7 protein-coding genes are annotated in these 12,991 nt (G+C 36.8%); all 7 read right to left on the bottom strand.

What is annotated here, in order from left to right; genetic code table 11:
* Positions 1-275: 275 nt before the first annotated feature.
* Entirely contained in the window at positions 276-1,289 is a 1,014-nt protein-coding gene (locus tag ACT3CE_RS18745) for a family 43 glycosylhydrolase (protein ID WP_444711293.1), read from the bottom strand.
* Positions 1,290-1,299: 10 nt separating this feature from the next.
* Positions 1,300-2,808, bottom strand: coding sequence for an alpha-L-fucosidase (locus ACT3CE_RS18740; protein ID WP_444711292.1), 1,509 nt, complete (start codon positions 2,806-2,808; stop codon positions 1,300-1,302).
* 118 nt (positions 2,809-2,926) lie between these two features.
* Complete coding sequence (locus tag ACT3CE_RS18735) at positions 2,927-4,525, bottom strand: RagB/SusD family nutrient uptake outer membrane protein (RefSeq protein WP_444711291.1); 1,599 nt, start codon at positions 4,523-4,525, stop codon at positions 2,927-2,929.
* A 32-nt stretch (positions 4,526-4,557) separates the two neighbouring features.
* Positions 4,558-7,632, bottom strand: coding sequence for a SusC/RagA family TonB-linked outer membrane protein (locus ACT3CE_RS18730; protein ID WP_444711290.1), 3,075 nt, complete (start codon positions 7,630-7,632; stop codon positions 4,558-4,560).
* A gap of 309 nt (positions 7,633-7,941) precedes the next feature.
* Complete coding sequence (locus tag ACT3CE_RS18725; protein ID WP_444711289.1) at positions 7,942-12,096, bottom strand: hybrid sensor histidine kinase/response regulator transcription factor; 4,155 nt, start codon at positions 12,094-12,096, stop codon at positions 7,942-7,944.
* A 206-nt stretch (positions 12,097-12,302) separates the two neighbouring features.
* Positions 12,303-12,698 (bottom strand): BT0820 family HAD-type phosphatase, encoded by a 396-nt coding sequence (locus ACT3CE_RS18720; protein WP_444711288.1) that lies wholly within the window; start codon positions 12,696-12,698, stop codon positions 12,303-12,305.
* 107 nt (positions 12,699-12,805) lie between these two features.
* On the bottom strand, positions 12,806-12,991 hold a 186-nt coding region (locus ACT3CE_RS18715; protein ID WP_444711287.1), incomplete at its 5' end, for a hypothetical protein.

The raw sequence follows: 12,991 nt of genomic DNA, 5'->3' as shown, positions 1-12,991 counted from the left end.
AAAGAGAAAGCCCCTCCGGCTAGAGGAGAAGAAAGAAAATTAAAGATCCAAAAAGCAAAATCCAAAGTGTCGAAAAGTGAAAAAGTAAAAAGGTGGAAAAGTGAAAAGGTCCAAAGTTTGCAGTCATCCTGAACTCGTTTCAGGATCTCAAAAAAAAAAGGAACTCAAATAAGACAGATAATACGAACAACACAAATCTAGCTGATAGCTGAATACAAAAAAAGGAATGCCTTAATAAATTAAAACATCCCTTATTATAAAAACTAACTAATCAATCACTTCCAAAACATCTTATCAACACTAACTCCTCTATTGGGCCATTCAACACTCGAAATATACCATTGTCCGTCTTCGTCCTGAAAAATTTCAGGAGCATGTGCATTTAAAACTGCCACTTCTTTTTCATGATCTGTACCAAAATTCAGAAGATCATCAGACTGTAAGACGTAGGTTTTGTGCTGATATGCTCCAACTATTTCTTTTTGATCCCAAACTCCATCCCACGAGCAAACAAACAGATAAAAAGTATTGTTGTGAAATAGTAAGGAAGGAGACTCCGGATCGAAAGTTTTAGTAGTGAAAATAGTAAACGGCTCACTCCAATGAACAAAATCAGTAGATTTTCTCATGTTCACACATTTGGTAGAACAGTATACAATATAATAAGTTCCATTATGATACAATAAATTTGGATCGCGAGCATCCCCAAACAAAGTTTCTGTACTTTTATCTCCTTCAATTTCAGAAAATAAATTTCCTTTTGGCTCCCAATTGTTCAAATCTGAAGATACTGCCAAACGAATAGGACTGTGCCCGTAAACCATCTGATACAAACCATCTTTTTTAATGATGTAAGGTGCATGGTTTGCAAGAATCTCTCCCGGACGATCCTTTGGAGTCAAAATTTTAGGCAAATCGCTATAATGATGCTTTTTTAAAGTCTCCTTAAAACTTTTAGCAGAAGACATTGCATGAAAAGAAGCATATTCTCCATCGTGTATTGCTTTCCCTAATGGCTTTGCCTCCACCAAAGGATGCGTAATACCAAATATATGCCATTTCCCATCCGCTCCTTTTACAAAAGTATGATCGTTCGCAACCCACTCATCATGCCAATCACCCTCTTTTAAGTAATCAGTATCAGGACCAAAATATCTATCGCCTGCAGGTTTATAAACCCATTCGAATTGATTCTCTTGAATTGGCACTACTATTTTCTTACGATCCTTATTTTTACATTGCACAAATAAGAAGACTAATACTACGAATAAGAATTTATATTTTTTCATGCTTTATTTTCTAAAATTGAATTTTAAAAACCAAAGCGATCTCTTCCTCTGTCTTTCCTTTTACTTTTATTTGTAATCCATTTGCTGTTTGTTTCCAGTTTAAATCATTAGCACCACTAAGGAAAGAAATGGATTTTACAGCTCGCGATTCTAATGTGTTTCCAATAGCCAGGGACTTAATTGTGTAGCTTCCATTATCTGAATTATCAAGAGCTATGGCATATAAAACATCCCCTTTGCTGGTAAACCTGATATCCTTAGAAGTTAAAGAAGCATTCTTCCCTTCGGAATGATGTCCTTCACTGGCTTTTGTGGGTCCCTCGCCAAAAATTTTCCATGGACGCGTAGCATAAATTGCTTCGCCATTAGCCGCTAACCAGTCCCCCATTTCTAAAAGCACATCTTGCTGATCCTGAGGAATTGTACCATCAGCTTTCGGCCCTACATTTAAAAGCATTGTACCATTTTTACTCACAATATCAACCAAATCATCTAGTAAGTCGTTTGCCGATTTACTTTCCCAATTACTTACATAACACCATGAGTTTTTTCCTATAGAAGTATCGGTTTGCCAGGCATCTTTTCTGATATCGGAAAGCTTACCTCTTTCAATATCCAGCACGTTTGTTCCTTCGGGGAAAGACTCGTAATACATATTTTTACTCTGAAGAACCACCTCTTTATTATTATCTAATCCCATATTGTAATAATAAGCAGCTAACTTAGGATGATAAGGTGCATATTCAGCACGATCCCAATAAAAATCGAACCACAAAATATCCGGCTGATAGTTATCTATGATATCAGTCGTTCTTCTCCACCACAAGTCGATAAACTCCTTGCTAACAGGAGCATATCTATCATGTGCCGGACCATATAAATCTTCAAATTCCGGATTTCCAGTATCAAAACGATCTTCATGATTGTAATAATCCCAGTTAAAAGCAAAATGCGATGATGCCCCGAACTTTAAACCAGCAGCTTTTGTAGCTTGTTTTAATTCCTTGAGCACATCCCGTTTTGGACCCATTTTTACAGAGTTCCAGCGGGTAACTTTAGAATCGTACATGGCAAAACCATCGTGATGCTCAGCCACGGGAACCACATATTTTGCTCCTGCTGCTTTAAATAGGTTCACCCATTTTCTGGCGTCGAATTTTTCGGCCTTAAACATTGGAATAAAATCTTTGTATCCAAAAATAGAAGGATGACCGTATGTTTTTACATGATGCGTATAAACAGGATGAGTTCCTTTCTCTGATTTTGCCGGATCAACCTGATGCCAGAGCATAGAATCCTGATACATTTGTCGTGGATACCACTCACTACTGAAGGCTGGTACAGAATAAGGTCCCCAATGGATAAATATGCCAAATTTGGCATCCTCAAACCATGATGGGATCTCATATTTTTTAAGAGATTCCCAATTGTCTGCATATTTGCCTTCTTCCTTTTTATTTTCAGCACATCCGGCTAATAAAAAGGATACAATACATACTAATAAAGTTATTCTTTTCATTGTTAATCTATCAATTACTCTTTAATTTTCAATTATATGCAGAACATTTGTAACAAAGCCAAACCCTTACTAGTTTGGTTTGGCTTTGTACAATTATTGATCTACTCACCAGTTTTTATTAGTGTGGTAAAGGTTCGCTAGGATATTCGGTTAAAGAACCACCCGAATTTCCTTGCTCGGTAAGACCTATTGGCATATAAATATGCTTGCTCCAGTCTACACCAGGATAAATAGCACCCATTACACTTGGCGCTCTTCCACTTCTTACCAAATCATACCATCTGTCGCCTTCTCCCGCTAACTCAACACGTCTTTCGTACCAAAGTACATCAAGGGTAGTACTAAATCTTGAAGGATAAGTTGCAAGTAACTCATCAACCCCATCAAAAGTAGCTGAACCACCATAAACATGATTTTTACGCACTTCATTAATAAGCGTTTTTGCAGCAGCCTCATCAGCCGAAGTTCCTCTTAACTTACACTCTGCCAACATTAGATACACATCCGATAAACGAATAATACGTTCACTACCGGGTCTGTTCAGTAATTTGATACCTATATAATCGTAATCTTTCCACGAAGAATATTTTTTCTGTGCATAGCCCACAAAATCTAACTGATTATACTGTTCTGTTTGCCATGCTATTTGCTGATCTTCAGCTCTTCCTGCATTCACATCGGTTACCAACTCATCGTAAGTCCAGGCAACAGCCGTTTTTCTGGCAACATCATCAGGTAAATAGTAGTCCATCAAATCATTTTGAGGAAGTAAGAATCCCCATCCTCCATCAATCAAATCATTTCCTGGATATCCACGAGGACCACAAAATTGAACCCAGAAATTTCCTTCTGATAATTCATCTACTTTTTTCCAATTGCTTTTACCACTTTTTGTAGAGCGCTGAATCTCGAAAATAGATTCCGAATTATTTTCGGCATGAGGAACAAACAATTGTGTGTAATCGGTAAAAAGGCTATAATTTGGATTGTCGATTACAGATTGTAAATAACCCGCCGCCTCGTCGAACGTTGCTTTGTTATCATTATCCCAGTCGGCCTTATAAATAAGCACCTTACCCAATAATGCCTGAGCAGCTGCCTGAGTGATACGACCAACATTAAAAGCATCATGAGCAATTTCCAACACTGGAATCGCAGCTTTTAGGTCATTAATAATCAACTCATTTACCGCCGAACGATCCTGTCTTTCAAATCTCATATCTTCCGGGAAAATGGTCTCTGTAACAGTAGGACATGGTCCGTAAGTTCTTAGTACATCGAAATGGTACCATGCTCTTAAAAATTTTGCCTCCGCCTTGTAAACATCAGCTTCTGGACTTTCAAACTCTGAGTTAATTACTAAATTGGCGCGATAAATACCTGTATAGTTCTTTTTCCAAATTCCATCGGAAGCCGAGTTCACAGCATTATTTTTAAAATCTTCCAAAGCCTGTACATCTGGCTGATCGCCCTGTCCGCCGCCACCGGTTTTCATATTATCAGAACGAATTTCGCTAAAAGGAACAACAGAGCTGCTAATTCCTCCCCATTGCAAAGGATCATAGGCTGCCATTAAAGCTGCAAACATCTGCGCATCTGTTTGATAAAAACTATCCTCTGTAGATTTATTCACAGGATCATTCTCCAGAAATGAATCTGAACATGCTGCAGCAATAAGCAAAACTGCAAACATGAATATATATTTTATTTGTTTCATATGTTTAAATTTATTTTCTGTTGTAATATAAATTAGAATCCTACGTTAAGACCAAATCTTACAGTTCTTGCTTGTGGGTACATTGAGTAATCCAATCCTGTATTCAGAATATTCCCTTCCATTGCACCAACTTCAGGATCGAACATTGGATAGTCGGTAAATACAGCCACATTATCGGCAGCAGCATAAATTCTTACTTTCGATAGTTTTACTGCATTGATCCATCTGTTTGGTAATGTATATCCCAATTCCATAGTTCCAATTTTAAAGAAAGAGGCATCTTTAACATGAAATTCTGAAGCATTTCTAACATTATTATTAGGATCGTTTAAAGTCAATCTTGGCACTCCATTGTTATCGCCTTCTTTTTGCCATCTGTTTAACCAGAAATCAGGTAAGTTTGAACGACCATAAGCCTCATCTCTATACTGAGCCATCCATACATCAACATCGGCTTTTCCGTGCATCATCATGCTAAAATCGAAACCATTCCATTTTGCATTAATGCTTACACCATACGTCCATTTTGGCCATGGATTACCAATATCTGTTCTATCATCAGGAGTAATTTCCCCATCTCCATTGGTATCGTGCCATTTAAAATCACCAGGCTGTGCATTTGGATACATTACACTATTAATTTCAGATTCATTTTGGAAGATTCCATCAATCTTGTATCCCCAGAAAGTTCCGATAGGTAATCCTTCCTGCATACGAGTTACATTGGTTGAGTTTTTCCAATATCCACCTTCTTCGTATCCGTTATCGTTACCCACTTTTTTAACTTCGTTTTTAAGGTAGGAAGCGTTGGCATTAACTGCAAAATCTACTTCACCTACTTTAAAGTTATATCCAATTTGGAATTCGAAACCGGTATTTTTAATCTCTCCGGAATTGTAGTAAGGAGCATCATTACCTCTAACAGCCTCTACAGTACGCTTAAACAACAAGTCTTTGGTAGTTTTAGTATAATAATCAGCGCTCGCCCTTACTTTACCATTATAGAAAGTCATATCTGCACCAATATTTAATTGCTCACTGGTTTCCCATTTTACATTAGGATTTACCAGGTTGGAAGGAGAAGATCCGGTTATAACAGAACCCCCACCAAGAGTGTAGTATCGGTCGTTAGCAATTGTTGATGTATATGAGAAAGGACTAATTGACTCGTTACCATTCTGTCCCCAGCTGGCACGAAGTTTTAACACATCAAAATTTTCAATGTTCCAGAAATCCTCGTTCGATACATTCCAACCAAAACTAACACCAGGAAAAACAGCATATCTATCGTTTGGACCAAAATTAGAACTACCATCACGACGCATTACAATTTCGGCCATGTATTTTTCCTGATAATTATAACTCAATCGACCAAAATAAGAAGAAATGGTATGTACTGGATTTGCTGTACCGTAGTTAGTAGCACCCTCGGAGCTACCAGAATTCAACCACCAGAAATTATCATTTGTATCTGCTTCGGCAGGATAAGCAGTTCTGGAACCACCTAAATTTTCATAGGTATTCTCAGAAGCCGATGTACCTACTAAAGCTGTAATGTGGTGATCTCCTAAATCTTTTGTGTAGGTTAACGTATTCTCCCACTGCCAAAAGGCCGAGCCGTATGAATTTTGATTTACTCTGTTAACATCCGAAAAACTAGAAGCGTTGTGGAAATATTTTGGATTAAAACTTCTGCTTCTGCCGCTATTAAAATTAGCCGCAAAATCTGTTTTAAAAACAAAATCTTTTAAGAACGTAATTTTTGCATAAGTATTACCATATACTCTTTCGCTTCTGTTATATCCGTTCGAACTAATAGACATAAATGACATTGGATTCCACATTCTGGTAAATGGCACAGAAGTAACTCCATAACCACTCTCATCCGCAGGAACCTGACCATCACCATAAACAGGAGTCGTAGGATCCATTAGTAAACCATAGTAAACAGCATTGTATCCATTCGTTCCAGTTGCAATACCACCTTTATCGATATGTGTAAAGTTGATATTAGCACCCACAGTTACATGTTCGTTAATATCAAAAGAGGCATTCATTCTGGCGTTGTAACGCTTAAAGAAAGATTTATCCAAATCTCCACCAATGATACCATCCTGATTACGATAGCCCAGTGATAATAATACACTTCCTTTTTCGCTACCCATGGTTGCGGTAACATTGTGTTCCTGAACCGGAGCTGTAGAAGTAATCGCATCTAACCAATCGGTATCAATACCATTATTTTGTGTTGGCATTGATGCAGGATATTCAGATCCATCGTTTGCATAATACTCTTTCATTAAGGTAAGATACTCATCGGTGTTTAGCAGGTCTGGCTGATTAAAAGCCGACTGTACACCATAAAAACCGTCGTACGTAAGAGTTGTTTCACCTTTTTTACCTTTTTTAGTGGTAATTAAGATAACACCATTAGCAGCTCTGGCACCATAAATAGCCGCCGAAGTTGCATCTTTCAATACCTGTAGTGATTCAATATCATTTGGATTCACTGAATTCATATCGTCCATTGGCAAACCATCAATTACATATAATGGATTTGAGTTACCATTGGTACCCACTCCACGAATTGTAATTTTAGGACTAGATCCTGGCTGACCCGAAGATTGAGAAACCACGACTCCGGCTGCACGTCCGGTAAAAGCCTGATTTATATCTGCAGGTCTGGATTGCAGGATATCCTCCGAATCCATACTACTAATAGAACCGGTAACAACACTTTTTTTCTTAACTCCGTAACCTACCGCTACAACTTCATTAAGACTAATAGCATCGTTCTTCATTTGTACATTCAAATTTGATCCTTTGGCACTAATTTCCTGAGTTACCAGTCCAATAAAACTAAATACCAAAATATCTCCATCGTTTGCAGAAATAGAGTATTTTCCATCTATATCTGTAACGGTACCATTAGTGGTTCCCTTAACAATTACGGTTACGCCGGGAAGCGCTAAATTTTCTTCATCTGTTACAAGCCCTTGTATTTGGTTTTGCGCAAATGCACTAAAGTTAAACATGAGCAATAGAGTTAGAATAAGTCCCAATTGACTTTTCTTCCCTAGCAAATAGAAAAATTTCTTTTGTTTCATAAAATTAAAAGTTTAGTTAATCATGCTCAAATATAAGCCTGTGCATTTCTTTCAGAAGGGGGTAATTTTTGGCAAAGCCAGGGGTGTGAATATATGGGGTCTTTTTTGAGAAAGGAAACGTTTTCGAAAATCGGCTTTTTCTTAATTTTTTAAAAAGATAATTTGAGGGGTATTTTTTTACAATCCAGGGGGAGTAATTGTATAAAAAGCCTTATTTACAAAGAGATAAAACAGCTTGTGAAAAACAAAAAAATGCGGGCCATGATCTCATTTCATGGCCCGCACTCACTAACTCTTTCTATTTTATTTTCATTTTTCAGGCTTCATTTTTTCCTTAGCATATTCCGACGGATTAAGCTTAAATTCCTTTTTAAAACAAGACCTAAAATATTTTAAATCGGAAAAACCAACTTCATAAGTTACATCGGCAACTGTATATCTGCCGGTTTTTAATAATTGGCAGGCGCGCTTTAAACGAACATTACGAATAAAGGCACTGGCCGTATGTCCGGTTAATGCTTTTAACTTTTTATTGATATTTACCTGCGGCATACCATATAAACTTGCTAATTTCTCCACCGAGAATTCAAAATTTGAGATGTTATCTTCAATAATCACAAGTAACTTATTCAGGAATTTCTCATCAAAAGATGTTGTGGTCACCTCCGAAGGTGTTATCTCTATTGATTTTCGGAATCTTTGTTTTAGCTCATCTCTATTTTTTAAAACACTTGCAATTTGCGCTTCCAGCACTTGTAAATCGAAAGGTTTTGGTACATAAGCATCGGCACCCAGCTGAAAACCTTTTATGGAATCTTCGGCCGAAGTTTTGGCTGTAAGTAAAATAATAGGAATATGACTGGTTTGTTCCTTAGTTCTAATTTCCTTGCAAAGCTGAAAACCATCTTTTACAGGCATGGCAACATCACTTACAATAATATCAACATCATATTGTTCGGCCATATTTATTCCCTCCTGGCCATTAATAGCCCTGTAAACCTCATAATAATCGCCAAAAGATTCGCTTAAAAAATTCAACAATTCATCATTATCCTCCACAATAAGGAGCTTGTAATGATTTGGTTTTGCATCAAAATCGTTCTTCAGATCTTTAGAAGTATAAGTTTCTTCAAGCATTTTTATTTTGGCAATCGATTTTACACCTTCAGATTGATCTTTTTCAAGATCAGATAATTTGTAATGTTCTTTTCCCCTTTTAAGCTTTAATTCAAAACAACTACCTACTCCTTCGGCACTGTTAAAGCTAATTTCACCTCCATGTAATTCGGCCAGTCCCTTTGAGAAAGACAAGCCAATTCCCGTTCCGTTACTATCGGCCTGTTTTAATTTGTCTCCCTGATAAAATCGTTCAAAAACATGAGGCTGCATTTCCTGGGGAATTCCTATGCCATTATCCTTAACCTGAATAAGAATATGATTGCTTTCTAAGTGAAGAATCAAATCAATTTGTCCTCCTGCCTTTGTAAATTTAAAGGCATTGGAGAGTAGGTTGTACACTATTTTTTCAATTTTATCGCTATCAATCCATACATAAGCTTCCTGTTCCTTAAGCGAAAAATTGAACTGAATATTTTTATTGGAAGCCACCTCGGCAAAGGAAGAATAAATTTCTTTTAACAATTCTACTATATTTAAATGCCTTACTGATAAACTCATTTTATCGTGCTCCATTTTCCTAAAATCCATCAGCTGATTTATTAATCGGAGCATAAGTGCAGAGTTTCGCTGTATGGCCATACATTTTGCTTTTGCCTTAGGCGATAATTCTTCTTCCCGCTGAAGCAATTTTTGCACTGAACCAATAATAAGAGTTAGTGGAGTTCTGAATTCGTGTGATATATTCGTAAAAAATCGAAATTTCATCTGATTTAATTCCTCAATTTTCTCTTTCTCGAAATGTTCCATCAGAAGATCATTTTTCTGTTTTATCCTGATAAAAGAGAAACGCTGAAAAAACCATAAAATATAAACCAGCACTATTAAATAAATTACCATTGCAGCATTACTTTTCCACCAGGGTGGCACAACAAGGACTTCAATTTCACGGGCTTTCTCAGACCATATTCCATCGTTATTGGAAGCATACAACTTAAAGACATAAGTTCCGGGATCAAGACTGGTGTATTTGGCAAATCTCTCGTCGGAATTTTTAATAATCCAATCTTCGTCGAAACCTTCGAGCATGTATTTGTACTTGTTTTTTGTGGGAGCAGAAAAATGTAAGGCCGAAAAATAAATGGCAAAACTGTTCTCCGAATATTTTAATTTTATCCTTTGGGTTTGGTTAATTGCCTTAGTAAGAACCTCTCGCTTATTTACAAGTTCGCCTACTTTAACAGATTTGTTAAGCACCTGTAAATCGGTAAACGCAACTTTAGGTGGCATCATATCGGCATTTATCTCTTCGGGATAAAAAGTATTAAAACCATTTACACCTCCAAAAATCATCATTCCATCGCTTAGCTTACAGCATGCCAGCTCACTAAACTCATTATCCTGTAAACCATCACTCACATCGTAATTCATAATGCTGTAGTTCTCAGTATTGAACTTACTTAAGCCCTTATTCGATGATATCCACAAATTTCCCTCCTCATCTTCCAGAATTCCTTTAATCACATTATTGGGAAATCCATCGGAGGTATCAAATCGGGTAAACGTAATGGAATCGATAGTTTCATGACAATTGACACGATTAAGTCCACCTCCCATTGTTCCGGCCCATAAATCTCCTTTCGAGGATATAAAAAGTGGTAATATATAATCGTTACTTAAAGAGTTTTTATCCGCTCTATTATTCCTGAAAACTTTAAAAAATGGCTTTTCTTTTTTTAGCTCCTCAACCGTTAAAAGGTTGATACCTGCATCGGTACCTATCCACATATTGCCCATAGAATCCTGTAAAAGACTACGAATAATATTAGACGATAAACCTCCCTCAATTGCTTTTGCTTTGTAATTTAGTAAATGATATTTCCCCTCTTTCTTTTCATATTTATATAAACCTTTCGATCCATAGGTTCCCAGCCATATATTACCATCTTTATCTTTTAAAGAGGTAAAAATGGATGCAGAAATTTTATCGCATAGTTCTTCCTTACTTATTGGCGACAGTTGATCCGAATTTTTAAAACACTCTAAAGTTTGCGGAAATGCGGCACCAGCCCAGATCTCTGACTCTCCATTTTCTTTATCGGTTTCAATAATGGAGTAGATTCTATTTTCAACTTGATATTCGTTCACAAAATAGTGTTCAAATCCAGACTCAAAATTTCTCCCTTTACTGGTGTTCAGAAAGTTTACTCCCCCTCCTTCTGTTCCGATCCAGATATTTTTATTGCTATCCTCAAAAACCGATCTAATCTTATTACTCGAAAGACTACCAGGCAGGCTGGTATTCTTGTAGTGACCGATTTTTTTTCGTTTGGGATTGTATTTGTTCAGTCCTCCGCCATTGGTCCCAATCCATATAATTCCCGATGAGTCTCCATAAATACTCATTACCATATTACTACTCAAATCGGCTTTTGTTCTTCCCTGATTAATTTCAGTATTCAGCACAAACTTATTCTTCGCACAATCGCAAGAGTAAACCAACAGTTTAAGCTGCGAAGCCACAAATAAATTTTTCCTCTCATCTAAATAAATCTCAGTAGCTGGTAAATCATTTATTTGTATCAATTTACTCTTGCCAAGATCTTCCTTTACATTATCAAGAAAAAAAAGACCTTCTCCTGTTCCTATTATATACCCATTGTAAGCTGGTAAAATACATCTGACATTAAAATCTTCGAGCCCGGCAATTTCTATGCATTCTAGTAATGTATTATTGGTTTTGCAAACTATTAATCCATCGTGTAGTCCTAAGCATTTTCGCCCCTGATTATCTTCCACTACCACATTACAAGCCTTTGAAACAAGAGGAGTTTGAGCCAGCGAAATTAAATTAGTCGTTTCAAACTTTCCATTTTGCTCGGTAATAATTGTCACCCCTTTTTCTGTTGCAATCCATACGCTTCCATCGTTCATGCATTCTAAATCCAATATTCTGTTATCGGCCAGACGAATCGGATTCGAGGATGTATTCCTGATCTGAGTAAATTCTTCGGTGCATAAATTAAATACACAAACCCCTTCGTTAGAGGTGGCAATCCACAAACGACCTTTTTTATCCTCTTTTATTTGAAACACCAGGTTGCTGGAAAGACCTTCCCCCTTCGATTTATTAGTATCTATCCGATACGTCTTAAAAGAGTAACCATCGTATCGGTTTAAACCATCATTGGTTCCAATCCATAAAAAGCCGTTATGATCCTGAAATATACAGTTCACATCGTTTTGCGATAATCCCTGCTGGCTGGTAATTTTTTCGAAGATAAACTCTTCGGCACTTACGAGTCCCATTTGCAAAACAAACAGAATAATGAAGATTAGTTTTTTCATGCTTTCTTTTAGAATGGGTTTTCACGTGCATATTACGAAATTAAAATAGTTAAATGCAGAAATTTTAAATCCATAAACAGGGGGAATTTCACAAAATAACAATTGTAAAGTTTTAAATACTCAGACTTTACGCTAAACTAAAAAATGCCCTTTACAAATAGTAAAGAGCATTCTATTAGATTAGCCAACAGGCATCATTAGAAAGATTAACTTTTTCCAAACAGTCGAAATCCTTTCTTTCTCTTAACCTGCTTATTCTTAGTTTCAACACCATTAATACCGGCATAAATTTCACCCCAATCGGGTAAACCGCCATAATTCAAATCGTCGATATATAAATCGGCTTTAACTTTTCGACTGATAGATTCGTCGAACACCTCTTCAGGGTAATTTTTATTCACCGCATAAAACTCAACACCCTTACTCCGGCAAAACTCAACGGCCTGATCAAGTTCCCTGCCACAACGGTAGGTCCATAATATTAATTGGTGTCCTTCTTCTTGCAGCATTTTTAAGGTAGCACAGGCAAATGGAATCTCTCGTCCTATTTTCGGGTATTTTTGCTCTACTATGGTTCCGTCGAAGTCTATGGCTATAATCATAATTACAATAAAATGGTTTTAAAGTGAGTAGATTCAAATATACAGATTATTTATTATTTAACAAGTTTGTTTTTATTGATTAATTTATACTTGCTCACCAAAAACTTTTATGAGCTGGAATAATGGTTTATTTTCAGGGCTTTGAGCAGATGACTGCAAACTTTGGACTTTTTCACCTTTCGACTTTTCGACACTTCGACTACGCTCAGTGCAGCTCTTTTCGACACTTTGGATTTTGCTTTTTGGATCTTTAATTTTCTTTCTTCTCCTCTAGCCGGAGGGGCTTTCTCTTT

Source organism: Marinifilum sp. RC60d5 (assembly GCF_052400665.1).
In the GTDB taxonomy this organism is placed as follows: Bacteria; Bacteroidota; Bacteroidia; order Bacteroidales; family Marinifilaceae; genus JBQTGK01.
The sequence above is the reverse complement of the archived record's forward strand: the minus strand, read 5'-3'. Positions and strand labels throughout refer to the sequence as shown.

Bases quoted from the DNA above. Each gene is read 5' to 3' on its own strand.
- ACT3CE_RS18745 (WP_444711293.1), bottom strand. From the start codon at position 1,289: ATGAAAAAATATAAATTCTTATTCGTAGTATTAGTCTTCTTATTTGTG.
- ACT3CE_RS18740 (WP_444711292.1), bottom strand. From the start codon at position 2,808: ATGAAAAGAATAACTTTATTAGTATGTATTGTATCCTTTTTATTAGCC.
- ACT3CE_RS18735 (WP_444711291.1), bottom strand. From the start codon at position 4,525: ATGAAACAAATAAAATATATATTCATGTTTGCAGTTTTGCTTATTGCT.
- ACT3CE_RS18730 (WP_444711290.1), bottom strand. From the start codon at position 7,632: ATGAAACAAAAGAAATTTTTCTATTTGCTAGGGAAGAAAAGTCAATTG.
- ACT3CE_RS18725 (WP_444711289.1), bottom strand. From the start codon at position 12,096: ATGAAAAAACTAATCTTCATTATTCTGTTTGTTTTGCAAATGGGACTC.
- ACT3CE_RS18720 (WP_444711288.1), bottom strand. From the start codon at position 12,698: ATGATTATAGCCATAGACTTCGACGGAACCATAGTAGAGCAAAAATAC.